Annotated in this window: 15 protein-coding genes and 1 pseudogene; 9 read left to right on the top strand and 7 right to left on the bottom strand. The window is 46.1% G+C overall.

Annotation, left to right across the window (positions count from 1 at the left end):
* Positions 1–365 precede the first annotated feature (365 nt).
* The 8 genes from dnaK to QUA23_RS19470 all read left to right on the top strand — a co-directional run bounded on the left by dnaK (position 366) and on the right by QUA23_RS19470 (position 10446).
* Positions 366–2273, top strand: coding sequence for a molecular chaperone DnaK (gene dnaK, locus QUA23_RS19505; RefSeq protein WP_333073796.1), 1908 nt, complete (start codon positions 366–368; stop codon positions 2271–2273).
* Positions 2274–2471: 198 nt separating this feature from the next.
* Positions 2472–2984 carry a DUF4112 domain-containing protein gene (locus QUA23_RS19500; RefSeq protein ID WP_333073794.1) on the top strand — a complete coding sequence of 171 codons (513 nt, stop codon included), beginning with the start codon at positions 2472–2474 and terminating at the stop codon, positions 2982–2984.
* Positions 2985–3394: 410 nt separating this feature from the next.
* Entirely contained in the window at positions 3395–3604 is a 210-nt protein-coding gene (locus tag QUA23_RS19495; protein WP_333073791.1) for a hypothetical protein, read from the top strand.
* A 101-nt stretch (positions 3605–3705) separates the two neighbouring features.
* Positions 3706–4314 (top strand): PadR family transcriptional regulator, encoded by a 609-nt coding sequence (locus tag QUA23_RS19490; protein WP_333073790.1) that lies wholly within the window; start codon positions 3706–3708, stop codon positions 4312–4314.
* A gap of 271 nt (positions 4315–4585) precedes the next feature.
* Positions 4586–6367 (top strand): efflux RND transporter periplasmic adaptor subunit, encoded by a 1782-nt coding sequence (locus QUA23_RS19485; protein WP_333073788.1) that lies wholly within the window; start codon positions 4586–4588, stop codon positions 6365–6367.
* Between the two features lie 184 nt (positions 6368–6551).
* A complete protein-coding gene (locus tag QUA23_RS19480) occupies positions 6552–9755 on the top strand; it encodes an efflux RND transporter permease subunit (RefSeq protein ID WP_333073785.1) in 3204 nt (1067 codons plus the stop codon).
* Positions 9756–9782: 27 nt separating this feature from the next.
* On the top strand, positions 9783–9944 hold the full coding sequence (locus QUA23_RS19475) for a hypothetical protein (protein ID WP_333110474.1): 162 nt from the start codon (positions 9783–9785) through the stop codon (positions 9942–9944).
* A gap of 229 nt (positions 9945–10173) precedes the next feature.
* Positions 10174–10446, top strand: a complete 273-nt coding sequence (locus QUA23_RS19470; protein ID WP_333073780.1) for a hypothetical protein — start codon at positions 10174–10176, stop codon at positions 10444–10446.
* A gap of 98 nt (positions 10447–10544) precedes the next feature.
* Here QUA23_RS19470 and QUA23_RS19465 read toward each other — a convergent pair whose 3' ends face one another.
* The 4 genes and pseudogenes from QUA23_RS19465 to QUA23_RS19450 form a co-directional block, all read right to left on the bottom strand.
* Positions 10545–11264 (bottom strand): hypothetical protein, encoded by a 720-nt coding sequence (locus QUA23_RS19465; RefSeq protein WP_333110473.1) that lies wholly within the window; start codon positions 11262–11264, stop codon positions 10545–10547.
* Positions 11265–11279: 15 nt separating this feature from the next.
* Positions 11280–11606, bottom strand: coding sequence for a hypothetical protein (locus QUA23_RS19460; protein ID WP_333073777.1), 327 nt, complete (start codon positions 11604–11606; stop codon positions 11280–11282).
* A gap of 71 nt (positions 11607–11677) precedes the next feature.
* Positions 11678–13546, bottom strand: a complete 1869-nt coding sequence (locus QUA23_RS19455) for a pentapeptide repeat-containing protein (protein WP_333073775.1) — start codon at positions 13544–13546, stop codon at positions 11678–11680.
* A gap of 132 nt (positions 13547–13678) precedes the next feature.
* Positions 13679–13875, bottom strand: a pseudogene (locus tag QUA23_RS19450) (DUF433 domain-containing protein).
* 349 nt (positions 13876–14224) lie between these two features.
* On the opposite strand from QUA23_RS19450, the gene QUA23_RS19445 reads away from it, so the two are divergent.
* On the top strand, positions 14225–15253 hold the full coding sequence (locus tag QUA23_RS19445) for a hypothetical protein (protein WP_333073773.1): 1029 nt from the start codon (positions 14225–14227) through the stop codon (positions 15251–15253).
* Between the two features lie 60 nt (positions 15254–15313).
* Here the strand turns inward: QUA23_RS19445 and QUA23_RS19440 are convergent, their stop codons facing one another.
* The 3 genes from QUA23_RS19440 to QUA23_RS19430 form a co-directional block, all read right to left on the bottom strand.
* Positions 15314–15646: a transporter suffix domain-containing protein gene (locus tag QUA23_RS19440; protein ID WP_333110471.1), complete on the bottom strand. Its 333-nt coding sequence runs from the start codon at positions 15644–15646 to the stop codon at positions 15314–15316.
* A gap of 157 nt (positions 15647–15803) precedes the next feature.
* A complete protein-coding gene (locus QUA23_RS19435) occupies positions 15804–16622 on the bottom strand; it encodes a carbohydrate ABC transporter permease (RefSeq protein WP_333073772.1) in 819 nt (272 codons plus the stop codon).
* Positions 16623–16857: 235 nt separating this feature from the next.
* Positions 16858–17049, bottom strand: a complete 192-nt coding sequence (locus tag QUA23_RS19430; RefSeq protein ID WP_190738254.1) for a hypothetical protein — start codon at positions 17047–17049, stop codon at positions 16858–16860.
* Between the last annotated feature and the right edge of the window lie 50 nt (positions 17050–17099).

Here is a 17099-nt window from a genome sequence, read left to right as displayed (position 1 = left end):
CCGATCGCCCATACCAACCAAACAAAATTTATACAACAAAGACGGCAAATACAACACAACGTATACGGTTTGCCACAATACCCGAATCGATTGCACACCGTACATTGGGAAGAGTAAAGAAAAGCAGTCAACAACTGTAGCGGTGCAAGCCTCACGGATGCAACCGTCCCCCAACAGGTTCGGTAAATACCCCTTCATCGCAAGGTCTACCGCCCGCAGTATAGAGATCAGCACCCTATCGAAGACTGTATTAAAGCAGGACTCACTACCCGTAAACCGCGAGGTAAAATCGCAGTCCTGAATAACCAGACTATCGCACAGATAAAACACCAAAATTTTGTAGAGATTGGAGCCGGAACACCCCTATGGGAAAAGTAGTTGGAATTGACTTAGGTACGACAAACTCCTGCGTCGCAGTTATGGAAGGCGGCAAACCCACCGTCATAGCCAACGCCGAAGGGGGTCGCACCACACCTTCTGTAGTAGCATATGCTAAAAATGGCGATCAACTTGTCGGACAAATCGCCAAGCGTCAAGCCGTGATGAACGCCGAAAACACCTTTTACTCAGTAAAACGGTTTATCGGGCGTCGGGTTGATGAAGTAGCCCATGAAACCACTGAAGTTTCCTACAAAGTCCTCAAAGTCGGCAACAGCCTCAAACTAGACTGTCCCGCCCGCGGCAAGCAATTTGCCCCAGAAGAAATTTCTGCACAAGTTCTCCGCAAACTCGTAGAAGACGCCAGCAAATACCTCGGCGAAACTGTCACCCAAGCGGTAATTACTGTTCCTGCTTACTTCAACGACTCTCAGCGCCAAGCTACCAAAGACGCGGGAAAAATTGCCGGTATAGAAGTGCTGCGGATTATTAACGAACCTACAGCAGCCGCTTTAGCTTACGGGTTAGATAAAAAGAGCAACGAAACCATCCTCGTATTTGACTTAGGTGGCGGTACTTTCGACGTATCTATTCTCGAAGTAGGCGACGGCGTATTTGAAGTGCTAGCAACTTCTGGAGACACTCACCTCGGCGGTGACGACTTCGACAAAAAAATCGTCGATTACATCGCTAACGAATTCCAAAGAGCCGAAGGCATTGACCTCCGCAAAGACAAACAAGCACTGCAACGCCTGACGGAAGCAGCAGAAAAAGCCAAGATTGAGCTTTCTAGCGTTACCCAAGCAGAAATCAACCTGCCGTTTATTACCGCGACTCAAGACGGGCCAAAACACTTGGACACGACTTTGACGCGGGGCAAGTTTGAAGAACTCTGTTCAGATTTGATCGATCGCTCTCGCATTCCCGTAGAAAATGCGATCCGCGACGCCAAATTAGACAAATCTGCAATTAATGAAGTCGTCTTAGTTGGTGGTTCTACGCGGATTCCTGCGGTTCAAGAACTGGTCAAAAAGCTCCTCGGCAAAGACCCCAACCAAACGGTAAACCCGGACGAAGTGGTTGCAGTCGGTGCAGCCATTCAAGCAGGCGTACTCTCCGGCGAAGTCAAAGACATCTTGTTGCTTGACGTTACTCCGCTGTCTCTGGGCGTCGAAACCTTGGGCGGCGTGATGACCAAAATCATTCCCCGCAACACCACTATTCCTACCAAAAAGTCGGAAACTTTCTCGACTGCTGTAGACGGCCAAACAAACGTGGAAATTCACGTTTTGCAAGGCGAACGGGAAATGGCGAATGATAACAAGGATTTGGGAACCTTCCGCTTAGATGGAGTTCCACCAGCCCCCCGTGGCGTACCTCAAATTGAAGTTACTTTCGATATCGATGCTAACGGTATTTTGAATGTAGCTGCTAAGGATAAAGGTACTGGCAAGGAGCAATCGATTAGCATTACTGGTGCTTCTACTTTGCCCAGCAATGAAGTCGAGAAAATGGTCAAGGAAGCCGAGGCCAATGCGGCTGCTGACAAGGAACGTCGCGAAAGGATCGATCGCAAAAACCAAGCTGATTCTCAAGCCTATCAAATCGAGAAGCAGTTGGCAGAATTGGGCGATAAAGTTCCCGCTGATGACAAAACTAAGATTGAAGGGTTGCTTAAAGACTTGCGAGCCGCGATCGAGAGTGAAGATGACGATCGCATCAAAACCCTAACAACAGAGTTGCAGCAAGCATTCTACGCTGTCAGCAGCAACCTGTACCAGCAAGCAGGTGGCCCAACTGATGGCCCTGGCGGCCCTGGTGGCTATGGAGACGGCGGTCCCACTGGCGGCGGCGACGACGTGATTGACGCCGACTTCACAGAAGGCAACAAATAAAAGGCTAAATTAAAAGCCCCCAGCTAGAAGCAAGAAACCCGGTTTTGAACAGAAACCGGGTTTCTGTGCGTTCAAAAACAAACCAAAGCCGATCGACTAAAATTACTAAAAATCTTGCTTGAGGCATAGAGACAAAACTATAATATGCTTCAACAAATATCATAAACTAGCAGTAATATCGCAATCGAGAGCAATTAAATGTCACGTTCTCCTATACAAAATTCCTCCCCAAATACTCCCAGCCCATCTCATATTGCATCCTTGCGCCGAATCCGCCGGATCAGCCATTTACTAGACAATGCAATTCCGATTCCCGGCACAAAATACCGCATTGGACTCGATCCAATATTAGGACTGATACCGGGAGGCGGCGATTTAATCAGTTCAATTTTTGCAGGCTATGTTGTCTTCAAATCCGCTCAAATGGGAGTGCCGCGAGAGACTTTAGTACAAATGGCTGCTAACATCGTGTTTGATACATTTGCCGGTACTGTACCCGTTGCTGGAGACTTGTTGGATGTTACTTGGAAAGCTAATGTCAAAAATATAGAATTGCTGGACGCTCATTTAGGTTCCCCTGAACCTGGGAAAAAAGCCGATTGGCTATTTGTGGCGGGGCTGCTTTTGGGTTTGATGTTAATTGTCGGAGGCGTGATTTTCTTGAGCGTGATGCTTTTTGGCTGGCTATTTCAAGTAATTACAGGGCGTTAATCTTTGGTGTGATGCTCAGGATAAATCCCTCTCTTTGTGTCATATTAATAGCATATAATCGGGGAAAAGATTCCTTAAAAATCATCTGTGAGGATGATTAATGGTCGGCACAAACATCTGGGTTTAACTACCCGTGGGCTGCGTTGCTTTTTTTTGTCCCTCAAAAAAGAGCGATAATCTAACATATCTGTACATTACAAACAGGGCGACTGGCAACAAACCTAACACTTTTTTCGCAGCAATACTTGAGAAAAATAATATCAGTATCACCTACCAAAAAACAGCGGGTGCGCTCAATATTCAATAAATAAATGCTATAATGTGTCATGGTTTAAAAATTCAAACAAGCCCTACGAATAAAAGTTATGATTTTCTTACCAATATAGAGATATGTGGCAGAAATCAGACTTATGGAGCAGAGTCTATTGAAGCACTTCGGAGACATCAAAGACCAGACAGCATCTTACTTGTTTCAAAAGTTAGATGCTGCCGTTTCTCTGGCAGAAATCGAGGTAAATCAGCACTCTTTTTATATCTCAAATGTGTTTTATAATACAAAGCGATCGCCCTCTCTTGACCCTAAAATAATATATATTAAGGGTATTGACAAATACTATTAAATGTGCATAAGGTCTTTGGTCGGTGAAACTAGCTATTTACCAGATCGCCGTTGAGTCCGATATAGTGATATAATCCAGACTATAATATCAAATTGATATAAATGCTTGAATTATCAGCCCTTGGGCTGCTACAGTTGCAACCCCTGCACGGCTATCGGCTAAAGCAACAACTGGAGCTGTTTATGAGCAGTTGCATCAGCGTCAACTACGGAGCGATTTACCCCCTGCTGAAGCGCTTGGAAGAGCGAGGGGAGATTTCGGTAATTGCCGAAGAAGCCGGAGATGCGGGCTGTCCGCGCAAAATCTACGGAATTACCGCCAAAGGGCGCGAACTCTGGCGGCAAAAAATGCTCGAACACCCTCAAGAAAGCTGGGTTAACAGTGGTTCCCGGTTCCAAATCAAGTTTTTCTTTTTTGGCGACTTAGAACCCGCAGAACGGCTGAAATTGTTGGAACACCGCTTGCGAGCCTGTTACACCCGACAAGACTACATCGAAAGCCTCAAGAGCGAATATCCACTAACCGATGACTATCAATTCGCCTCTCGCGATCGCTGCAAGTCAGTGCTGGCATCAGAGATAGAGTGGTTAACCGAGCAACTAGCCAAGGAAAAAAGTGCGATCGCAGGAGTGCGTGACTCCCCAACCTCCGCTGAATCCGCTGAATCCAAGGAAAAATCCTTGCAATTCACCCACTCAGGTAATCCATAAGAAGGAGGTCTAATCTTCCCTGGAGATCGTAACTTTTGAGAGATAACAAAAAGCTTTCCTAAAAATAATCACCCCCTGGCTTGACTAACTGCGATCGGACTAAAGCCCTGCACATACCCCAACCCCATTAAAAAGGGACTTTCCAGATTCCATCCTGTTTAAAAGCGCTTGTCCTTATTCCTCCTCTGTTTGAGGGGGGCACCGGAGGAATCAAAGATTCCGCCAAAGTCTCAGTAAGTCAGAAGTTAAAAAAATCTAAGTGGTGCTGCCCATGAGTTATTCTAAATCCCCAGAATCCGTCGTTGAAGCCCAAGAGCAAAAATCTCTCACACCGGAACTGCACCCAACCGATGCAGACAGCGAGCAACTGCAGGATTCTGCGGCCGTTGCCGATCGCTCCGAACCTGTTGCTAAACCGCGATCGCGCTGGCCCCTAATTGCCGCGATCGCGATCGCCACAGGCGCAGCAGGTATCGGCTGGTACTCGTGGCAATCGGGTCATAATCGCGCACAGCAACCCGCAGCAGCAGCCCAACCCCCAGGCATACCAGTCAAGCTCGCAGCCGTACAAACCAGCTCAGTCCAAGATGCCTCGGAATTTGTCAGCAGCTTAGAAGCCAAGCGTTCGGTAGAAATCAAACCCGAAGTAGAAGGGCTAGTCACGGAGATTTTTGTCAAATCCGGGGACTTCATAAACAAAGGACAAGCCATCGCCCGCATGAAAAGCGAGAGCGCCCAAGCTGACTTGAGGGAATCCCAAGCCAACCTGATTCGCGCTCAATCCCATTTAGCCGAATTGCAAGCAGGAGCCAGGCCTGAAGAAATAGCCCAAGCTCAAGCCCAAGTCGCCCAAGCCCAAGCCAACCTCGCCCAACTGCGATCGGGCTCTCGACCAGAAGAAATTGGTCAAGCCCAAGCCCGCGTTTCCCAAGCTGAAGCCGACCTCGCCGACGCCCAAACAGGTAGCCTCTTAGAAGACATTGCCCAAGCAAGAGCCCAAATAGAGGCAAGCACAGCCGAAGCAAAATTAGCCAGCCAGCAGCTTGCCAGATATCAGGCATTGGCAAAAGAAGGTGCAGAATCCGCCAACACCCTCGAGGAATACACCCAAAAAGCAGGCACCGCCCAAGCCAACCTCCGAGAAGCTCAAAGGCGGTTCGAGCAGCGGCAAAAAAACAGACAAGCCGAGATCGAGCGCCGGACAGCGGCCTTGCAACAGCAGCGGCAAGCTTTGCGGCAATTGCAAAACGGTTCGCGCCCAGAGGAAATAGCCAAAGCCGAAGCAGAAGTCGCACAAGCCAAGAGCAGATTAGCGGAGTTAGCCAACGGTACGCGCCAAGAACAGATCGATCAAGCTGAAGCGCAAGTTGCCGAGGCCGCCGCTCAAGTGCGCGGCTTTGAAGTACAACTACAAGAAACTGCTGTCATCGCGCCCTTCGCGGGAGTCATCGGCGACATACCAGTGAAAGTAGGTGATTACTTGCAAAAAGGTGATGCGATCGCCACCCTGACAGAGAACCAATTGCTAGACTTGCGGTTATCAATTCCTTTGGAACGGATGCCTCAATTACGCTTAGGGCTGCCAGTACAAATGCTCGACGCTCAAGGTAAGGCGATCGCCCAAGGTCAGATCAGTTTTATCTCCCCAAACGTCAGCGCCAATTCTCAAACAATTTTAGCTAAAGCCACCTTTCCCAACCCCAGCGGCGAACTGCTTAATCTCCAGTTTGTAAAAGCTAAAGTCATCTGGAAACAGAACCCGGGAATTTTAGTTCCAGTCACAGCAGTCACTCGCTTAGGTGGGCAAACTTTTGTCTTCACAGCTCAAAAACCGGAACAGCCCAAACCTGAAACACCACCTTTAATAGCACGGCAAAAACCCGTGAAATTGGGAACCATTGAAGGTAATAATTATCAAGTTATCGAAGGTTTGCAAGCCGGGGAAAAAATTGTTACCGCAGGCATCCTTAACCTGACAGACGGTGTTCCGATTATGGCTCAAGAGGAAGGGGAAAGAGCAGGGCAAAAATTACCAGTAGAAAGCAAAAAATAAGGTATGTTGTTGCGCTTCAGCGCTCTTAATATGGGAATTAAGAGTGCTAAAGCGCAACAACGTACCTTACGTGAAACTACTTGATTGCTCCGCTCTAAAAAAGGGGGCTATTTTAATTTTTGACTGAAGTTCATGCAATTAGGAATTAGCCATTATCAACTAACAACTACCCATTACCCAAATAATGTTTGCAGATTTCTTTATTAAACGACCTGTCTTTGCTAGCGTCTGCGCCTTAATTATTATTTTGGTAGGCGCAATCAGCATTCCCACATTGCCGATCGAGCGCTTCCCCGACATCAGCCCTACCCAAATTAACGTCACAGCTAACTATAGCGGGGCGAGTGCTGAAATTGTCGAAAATGCAGTTACCAACATCTTAGAAAGGCAAATAAACGGCGTTGAAGGACTAAAATATCTAACTTCCAGTAGTAGTAACGATGGCACTAGCACTATTACAGCGACCTTTGATTCCTCGCGCAACAAAGACATTGCCGGCGTCGATGTTCAAAATCGAGTTGCAGTTGCTCAACCCCAGCTACCAGATGCCGTACAACGCACAGGAGTTACAGTTACAAAACAATCTACAAGTCTCCTATTAGCGATCGGTTTATTTACAGAAAATAAAGAATACGACACTATATTTTTAAGCAACTACGCTGACCTATATTTGGCAGATGCCTTAAAACGGGTAAAAGGTGTGGGCGAGGTACGAATTTTTGGGGAACGCCGCTATGCAATGCGTTTATGGATAGACCCCAATAAATTAGCAGCTCGCAGTCTTACAATGCAAGATGTAACGAGCGCTCTTAACGAACAAAACTTGCAAGTTGGTGCTGGGAGAGTTGGTCAAGAACCTGCTCCGCAGGGACAAATGTATCAAATTGACTTGCGTGCTGAAAGTCGCCTCAAAGAACCAGCAGAATTTGAAGAAATCGTCCTCAAAACAGAGACAAATGGAACGCTAGTTAAATTAAAAGATGTGGGGAGAGCAGAACTAGGGGCAGAGAATTACAGCTCATTTCTGCGATTTCGAGGCAATGATGCAGTAGGTTTAGGGATTTACCAACTGCCTGGAAGTAATGCTTTGAATGTTGCCCATGCCGTCAAAAAAGAAATGGAAAAACTAGCTGTTGCTTTCCCTCCGGGGTTGATACATAGAGTAGCGCTGGACACGACTTTGTTTGTAGAAGAGTCGATGGCAGAAGTAGTCAAGACATTATTTGAATCAGTCTTGCTAGTGGTGATAGTGATTTTTGTTTTCTTGCAAGACTGGCGCACAACTATTATTCCTATCATCACAATTCCAATTTCTTTGATTGGGACGTTTGCTTTTATCAAAGTTTTCGGGTTTACGATTAACAGTTTATCTCTGTTTGGTCTGACATTAGCGACGGGATTAGTGGTTGATGACGCTATCATTGTAGTAGAAAATATTGACCGCATGATCCGCCAAGGGATGAATGCCCGCCAAGCGGCTTTTGAGTCAATGCGGGAGCTTTTTAGCGCTGTAATTGCGACTTCTTTAGTGTTGATGGCAGTGTTCGTGCCCGTGGCATTTTTTCCCGGAACTACGGGAGCGCTTTATAAACAATTTGCGCTGACAATTGCTTTTTCCGTCCTGCTTTCTACCTTTATTGCTATTACTCTGACGCCTTCACTTTCAGCTATATTACTGCGTCGAGGGCCGAAGTTTGGGGGCCCGCTAGGTTGGGTTTTTGACCGTTTTAATCGAGTTCTGGATTGGGTACAGCGACAATATCGAAAATCCTTAATATTTCTCACAGGAATTAAGACTATTGTCACCCTCGTGTTCATCGCTTCTCTGGGAGTAACAGCTTGGCTTTATTTATCAGTGCCCACAGCATTTATCCCGGAAGAAGACCAGGGCTATTTTATGACAATTATTCAAGGGCCCCAAGGTGTTTCGCTGCAATACACTCAGAAAGTAATGGATCAAGTAGAACAAGAAATCCTCAAACTTCCTGAAGTTGTCGGGACTTTTTCAGTGGGTGGATTTGGTTTTAGCGGTAGCACTTCTAATCAAGGCATTATATTTACTACACTGAAACCCTGGGAAGAACGTCACGGAGAAGATCAAACTGTACAAGCGATTATTGGTAAGTTGCGGGGTAAGTTTTTCTCGATTCCCGAAGCTAGAATTTTCCCAGTGAATCCGCCGGCTATTCAAGGTTTAGGTCAATTTGGGGGTTTCCAATTTCAATTGCAAGACCGCAAAGGTAACAGCGGTTTAGATGGCTTAGTCCAGACTATGGGCGGGATTTTGAAGCAGGCAAATCAGACACCGGGATTGCAAGCGGTATTTAGTACGTTTGCTGCGAATACGCCTCAGTTAATTGTGGAGGTTGACCGCAATCGAGCTAAGGCTCTAGATATTCCGATTAATGATGTTTTCAGTACGTTACAAACGGCTCTGGGTGCTCAGTATGTGAATGATTTTAACCTCCAGCAGCGCAATTATCGGGTGTATGTTCAGGCGGATAAACAGTTTCGTGATAACCCTGAAGATATTGGGAAATTGTATGTGCGTTCTGGAAAGAATGAAATGATTTCTTTGAGCAATTTGGTGAAGATCACTCCGGTGGTGGGAGCTCAAACTGTTAACCACTACAATTTGTATAGGTCAATTGAAATTACTGGCTCTCCGGCTCCGGGAGCGAGTTCTGGGCAGGCGCTAAAATCGATGGAAAAGGTGTCGGCTGAAGTTTTGCCATCGGGTTTTGGCTATGAATGGTCGGGGAGTTCTTTAGAAGAAATTGAATCGGGAGGTCAAGCACCGATTATTTTCGGTTTGGGGCTGATTTTTGTGTTTTTGGTGTTGGCGGCTCAGTACGAAAATTATGTCGATCCTTTCATTATTTTGCTATCGGTGCCTCTGGCGATTTTGGGTGCTCTTTTAGCTCAGTCGTTGCGGGGTTTGGCGAATGATGTTTATTGCCAGATTGGTTTGGTGATGTTGATTGGGTTGGCTAGTAAAAATGCGATTTTAATCGTGGAGTTTGCTAACCAGTTACGGGAGCAGGGATATTCAATTGCTAAGGCCGCAGTTGAGGCTTCTCAAGAGCGTTTACGACCGATTTTGATGACTTCTCTGGCTTTCGTTTTAGGTATTGCTCCTCTGGTTAACCCCGAAGGTGCAGGTGCAGCGAGCCGCCGATCGCTAGGGAATGCGATCGCGGGCGGAATGGTTGTTTCTACTGTCTTGAGTTTGTTTATAGTGCCGGTTCTGTATGTGGTGGTTGTCTCGGCTCGAGATCGCTTTAAGAAGCGCGATCGACTAGACAATCTTCCCGATGATGGCACAATTTTGAATGGGAAAACGACTCCCCACGAGGAGATTGAACGCGATAAAGTATCGCCGTTGTAGTTGGTAAGTTGAAAAGGCGATCGTTTTGTGAGTCTCATTGGTGCGATCGCCCAAAACCCGCCAATCCCGCATCAAAACCCCCAAAGTCCCCAGATTAGTCCGGGGATCAATTCTTCAATCCAAAATCCAAAATCCAAAATCCAAAATCGATTGACGGCGGCCCCCATCTGCGGCTACGCTTTGAAGTGAGAGGTTGCTTGCTTGTAGAGGAGGCAGCCCGCGTCGCCCAAAAATCTAGTTGCACTGCCCAAAGCTGCTGGTAACAGCAATGGACAGCATAACCGCCAAACTGGGACTAGCAGTCTGGAGGCTAACGGAGTATCTTAACATCCTCTGTAGCCGCCCTGCTATGTGTTGAAATGCGGGGCGGCTGGGTTTTTGGGTTTTTCTAGAAAACCCAAAACCAGGAGAACATAATATGTCACAGGAATTCGTGCCTGACGACAACTTTTCCGATCGGCCAAATGACGACTCAGCAGCAGTATCGGAACAGGAAGTTGTGCTGTTAACGGTTGTCGGTTCGCCGAAAGGAGTCAGGGAAACCATACTGACTTTGTACCGACTAGGATTTGCCGAAGTCGGCGATTGGAGCCCCGTACAACGTGCAGCCAATCCGAAGCAGGTGATGAGCGTACTGATCCGTCGGAAGCGATCGACTGATGATACACCGCCGAGAAAATCTGGACGGTAAGCTGCGCTGTCATTTTGATTGAAGCGAAGAATCTTCGTGGGGTGGGCGTCTCGCCCGCCCTAAAAATACAATTACTTACTGGGCGTTGATATTGGATTTCAGGGTAGAAGTAAGAGACTTGCGATCGCAGGCAACAATTTACTGCAAGCTTCTACCAACGTCGCCGCACTAGGTAAACCAGCAATAGTCCCTTTCAAAATCTTCATTGCCGTTTTCCCCGCCTTTTGCATTGTACTTTCTTGGGGATTTTTCCCTACTTCTGCCAAAGTTTTTACCTGCTCCAATGCTTCAGCTTTATCATCATCAGATAAATCAGTTTCAGCCTCGATCGCTGTTTGTAACTCAGTCAATAATTCTTTTATTCCCGGTTCATCTGGTTTAGCAGAATCAGATAATTGATTAATTGTATTGGCAACACTACCGCTGATATCACCTAAACTTAACGCTCCAGCACCGCTAGCGTTAACGGTTCCGCCTGTAATTTCTATTTTGCGACTTTGGTCGATTTGGTCACTCATAGCTTTACTCTCTGATGTGGTGTTCACTTCTATATTATTATAAATTACTCTTTCTGCGAAAGACATATTAAGTTTTCTTAAATATTCGATTTGTTCGCGATAGTCTTGGATTTTACTGTCTTTAACAGCGATTGCTTGGCGACAGTCTTGAATTTCCTTGTCTTTAACAGCGATTGCTTGGCGACAGTCTTGAATTTCTTTGTCTTTAACAGCAATTTCTAATTTGTGTCTTTGCTTTAATTCTCTAATTTTTGCTTCACACTTTTGTTTCAGCCGAGCCAGTTCTTCCTCATTTGACATAAACTAAAAAGAAATTTATTCTGGCTTGTTGTCTTGGCTGGAATTAATCACGATCGGATTTTTAGCTAACTTGACAGTCAGTTCTCTCAAAAAAGCTATTTCCTCACGATACGTCTCTATTTGAGCATCTTTTGCTTTAAGTTCGGCTTGATATCTTTCTTCGACTGCTTTTATTGAAAGTTGGTAGTATTTTAACAATTGATCTATAACTAATTGAAACAGTCCAGGTGAGTGAGGCAACTGATTAATATTAGTGGTAAGTTTGCTGCTGATTTCATCTAACTGCAATAATGCAGAATCATCGAAACTTTCCTCAGTGAAATTTAAGTTGCTATTACTCATATTGATACGCTCATAGCTTGGATTTCCGCTGTTACCAGAGTTTGACTAAAATTATAGCATTACTCACTTTGTCAGGAAGGGCGATCCTCTTCGAGGGCTGCGCTAACGGCAGGATCGGGCAACTCCTCGATCGTGTTCGCTGTTGTACCGTCATTATCTCCTAAACTTAATGATCCGGCACCTGTAGCGTGAACCGTTCCGCCTGAAATTTCAGCTTTGCGACTTTGGTCGATGTTGTCGCTTGCGGCTTTACTGTCTGCTGTAGATTGATTGTGATTGTTAATTATCAGGCTAGATGGCTGAGACACGGTTGAAGGATTTACGAAATCTTTACTAAATACTCTTTTCATTAATTCTTCATAATTATCTTTGTGAATTGCAATAATTTCATCTTTATATTTTAATTTCTCGGCTTGATTTTGAGCTTGCAGCCCTGCTTGATAACCTTCATCCCAAGTTTGCTCAAATTTTCCTTTATCAGTTCCTTTTGGAACATTGAAGGTCAGCAAAACATCATCTCCTTTTTTCTCAAATACTTGAATTGAATCCCGTGTAATATCTGGAAATTCCCGCATTAAATTCTGAAAACCGACGGTAAAAGCTTCTGGGTTAATCCCATTTTTGAGCAGGATTTGCACGGTTTCCATAATCTTTTTATACAGTTTCTCGAAATCCCCCGGTTCAAAACATTTACTGATGTGGTGAGGGCGGCGTTCGCGATCGTCAGTTCCCGGTTTGGGATATTCTAGAAGATAAACAAACCGACAGTCAACGCGATCGAGCTTTGTATTACCGTCAATATTCCAAGCTTCCAAACAAGCACCTGTAAAACTAGCTGCTGTAAAATCTGTTGCCAAGGCTTGAGTTTCAGTGAGGTATGCCCATTCCAAATTAGCTTGATGCAAACTTGCTTCGTTGAGATTAGCCTGCTTGAGATTAGCCTCGTTAAGATTAACGCCTGTCAAGTTGGCTCCTTGAAGATTCGCACTAACATAGGATTTTTTGTAGCCATTGCCAGTGATGAGTAATTCTCGGACGCGGGTATCAGCTAGTATCGAATTACCGACTCGCGCGCGATCGAGTTTTTCTGTATTTCGGAAGCAAGTGCGAGTGAGATTGGCTGTTCTAAAATCTGTACTTTTGAGAGTTGCCTCAGTGAAATTGGCATCAGTTAGATCCGCATTCCGAAAGCTAGTGCCACCTGTAGCGGCAAAGGCAATGGCAACAGTCCGAATCAAGGCGTGTTTCTCATCCCCAGCCAGGGCACGCCAAGCAACGTAAATACCTAGTCCTGCCATTGCCACTGTCGCTGCCGCTGCCCCTGGCACTCCCACTCCCACTGCCGCTGCCACTGCCGATGCCACTAGCAGTGCCACGGCCGCTGCCCCTGCGCCTACCCCTGTCACCGCCCCTACCGCTGCCACTGCCACTGCCGCTGCCGCTGCCGCTTGCACTGTCCCTGCCACTGCCACTGCACCTTGCGCTGCCAATGCCCCTGCACCTGCCACTGTCACTACCACTGCCACTGCCCCTGCCCCTGCCACTGCCACTGCCACTGCCCCTGCCCCTGCCTCTGTCGCTGCCCCTAGACCTTGGCGGATAGTAGCTATAAAGAAGATGGCCAAAACTATCAACACAACTACACCGGGACGAATGGTGTACTGTTTGATGTTATCTGGAGTGAAAAAAACTGCTATCCACAAAGTAGCACGAGCTGACATAAATCCTGATATTACCGATAGAAATAGCGAGATAGTTACTAGAAAAATTGTCCAGCGACGTTGCAGTCCAGCTTGGGCACGGGTGAAGTCAGCTTCTCTGAGGATGGCATTGGTGAAGTTTGCGCCTCGGATGTCTGCACCGATGAATTTTGCACCTGTGAGGTTTTGACCTTTGAAATTGCGGCCTCGGAGATTTTTACCGGAGAAGTCTTTGGGCATGATTTCACGCAGGGAGGTAATATTATGTCCGGTCAATTAATGACGACTACAGTTCGAGCTTCTAGCTCGCGAGCCTTACGCTCTTAGTATACAATCATTATTAGCGATTACCGAACCTGCTATGATAACTCTTTAATAAAAACTCAAACAAGCCCAAGTATCCTCTTGGGTAAGATAGGGAAAATCCTCTGAGATTTCTTCATCACTCATCCCAGAAGCGAGATATTCCAATACATCATAAACCGTAATTCTCATACCTCGAATACAAGGTTTCCCACCTCGCTTACCGGTTCGATCGTAATGATATTAGCGATGTCTTGTTCTGACATGGCACTTTCCCTTTAGCTTATTTTCTCAATTCTAGGCTAACAAAGGGATAGAGCGCTCGTAACTTTTGGTTGTTTCCAGCATTTTATTAGTTCCTTTAATTTTATAATTAACTTTAACTCACTCCCCCCACAGCCAGCACTCCCCTCAAGTCCCATCAGGGGCGTGCCCGGAGTGATTTTGGGTATCTTTTCGCCGATCGCCCTCCATCGTGCAATAATAATATGACTTGCATGAAAGCTCTATTAGTAGGTAAATCTTGCCTACCTTACCGCTACATATAGCGTCTCAACTGTCAACCCGTGCAAGTTCCCAATTAAACCGGCTGTTGCACTACACAAATTTTTCCTAATGGCTGAAGTCCCCCTAAATCCCGCAGAACTTGCAGAAGCCCTCAACGGCTTTACCGATATCAATTTCCAATTGCCAGACCCCGAAGACGAACAAATACCAGACTTTGATTTTGACAATCAGGTTGACAATGCCTGGAAAGTGTGCGATCGCTTCGACTTGCAAACCGACATTTGGCGGGGACGCATTCTCCGAACAGTTCGAGACAGAGAAAAAAAAGGCGGCGAAGGACGCGGTACAGGCTTTTTGAACTGGCTCAAAGAAAGAGAAATTGGCAAAAGTCAAGCCTATTCTTTGATAGAATTAGCTAATAGTGCCGACACTCTGATCCAGCAAGGAGATTTAGACCCAAATTCCATTAGAAACTTCAGCAAAAGAGCCTTTGTAGAAACCGCCAAAGCATCACCCGAAGTGCAGCAAATGGTAACAGATGCCGCAGCAAGTGGCGATCGCATCACCCGCCGCGAAGTCAAACAACTATCCGACGAATGGATGGCAATGAACTCAGATTTATTGCCCGAAGAAGTCAAAGAAAAAGCATCTACCGGTTCTCTACCTTCCCGCTACCTCGCTCCTTTAGTCAAAGAAATGGAGAAACTCTCCCCATCTCACCAAAGCGAAATTCAAAAAGAAGTAGCAGAAAATCCCGACGTAGATACTGTCAAACAGCTAACATCCGACGCCAAGAACTTATCCAAATATCTCGACGCCGCCGCTCAAGTGCAAGCTCTCAATCAGTCTCACTTAGACATGGAAATGGCCTTAGAAGAATCTTTGCGAGTAGGCTGTTTGGGAACCACCGCCGACGTTGTAAAACAAGCCGCACAGCTAGAACAAACAGTAGTCAAACTCTACACGATTTGGAAGCGTTTAGGCAGTTTGGCAGATAGATTGTACGTGGATACAGGAGCAAGCACACCCAATTTGCGATTGCTTTTGGGATGTTTGGACAGTCTTTCGGGAGAAAAGATTGAAGTGGATTTCGGAGACGGAGAACGCTCTATTCGCTTGCAAATTTTCAGCGAATAGCTCAATCTTGACCGCAGATAAACGCCCACATCCAGGGTGAATATCTGCGTCGAACAGGGTTCATCTGCGGTTAAAATTTCTGATTTTTTTCCAAAGATAGCGAGGATGCAAATAACGCCGATATTTGGTAACTACTTCTTTCCCTAACAGCACCACGCTAATCCAAAAACAGATTTCTGCCCCAACAGCTAGAACGACAGATAAAGTAGTTTTTTGGGGAATGTCCAGTGGCAGGAATGGCACAACAAACAAGATTGCCAACCAGGGCAGAAAAGATATGACAAATAAAAATAAACCGAGCTTTTGCATAGATTCAAATAATACAGCTTTGATATTCCCTTTATCTGTTAGTCTGCTGAAAGTGGACGTGGTTTGTATCGTAGCGATTTCCATCGCCGAGTTACTACAAACTCACATCTGAAACCAATGTCAGCAACAGGCAAGATGCCTGTTCTACAAGAACATTTAGTATTTGTGGAACAGGCATCTTGCCTGTTCTTGAGAATGCTTCAAAATCTGACTACAAACTTAATTGCCAAGCATCTCCACCTCAATTCTTAATCCCCGTCGCCGCAATCCCCCGTATAAACTGCCGTTGACCGGCCAAAAACAGCAACACCACTGGTACAGTTCCAATTACCACCGCCGCCATCAACAACTGCCAACTGCTAGTAAACTGTTCCTGAAACTCAGCCAAAACCAACTGCACAGTCCGCAACTCCGGCCGCGTCGTAAACACCAGCGGCTTAAACAAATCGTTCCACTCCCCGATAAAGGTAAACAAAAACAGCGTCACCAAAGCAGGGCGGGCCAAAGGTAACATCACCTGCCACAAAACCTGCCAGCGGTTAGCCCCATCCAGCATTGCAGCCTCCTCCAACTCAACCGGAACAGTCATAAAATACTGGCGCAGCAGAAAAATCCCAAAACCGTTAGCCGCCGTCGGCAAAATCAGCGCCCCGTAGGTATTCAGCAGATGACCCCACTTCAAAACCATGAAAATGGGAATCACCAAAAGCTGAAACGGAATTACCAGCGTTGCCAAAACCCCCAACACAATCGCCTGTCGCCCGCGAAACTTCAGCCGGGCCAAGGCGTAACCGGCCAAAGCAGAAGTTACAACCTGAAAACCCGTCACTGTGATCGCCACTAGAGTAGAATTAACAAATGCCAACAAAAAATTGCCACGTCGCCAAGCTTCCTGATAGTTCGCAAAAGTCAGGCCTGTGGCCTTGACACCGACACCAGATGGTGATACAGAGACCAAAAATACAGCAGCCAGCGGCAGCAGCACCAGCGCAGCCCCCGCCAGCAACAAAATAAAACTCAGCAGTTCCAGCGCTTGAGATCTGTCAAAGGATTTACCCATAAAATTGTGAATTAACCTAAAATAATAAGCCTGTGACGTTATCCCACCCGATCGCCTCCCAGAGGCTTCCCATACAACAACATAATATGTCCTAGAGGGAAAGAAGGAGTACCTAGGGAGGAAGTGGTGATTAGGATATAATGTTAGAGGTAGAGTTGGTACTGTAAAACCCTTCAAGGTGGAGACATAGACCGTATTTCTATCATCTATTTCCGGGCAAAAGATCGACTAACGACTAATTCAAGTAATTAGTAAATAGATAGCATTCTAGCGATAGTCTTTCTGGAGTGTTCGACGGCAAAAGTCCGGCAAACACGCTGAGGACGCCAGTTTTTCCCGGAACGTCAAAGAAAAGTTCTTTGTCGAAAGAATCCTCAGCTATAATCTCTGATTTAGATGGGGTGCGTTCAAAAAAGGTAAAGTGCACTGTCACTGACCCCCAATTTTAAAGTGGTTTGCAGACATCCCACAAGCTTA

Source organism: Microcoleus sp. Pol1C5, from assembly GCF_036701115.1.
Taxonomy (GTDB): Bacteria; Cyanobacteriota; Cyanobacteriia; order Cyanobacteriales; family Microcoleaceae; genus Microcoleus.
The sequence above is the reverse complement of the archived record's forward strand: the minus strand, read 5'-3'. Positions and strand labels throughout refer to the sequence as shown.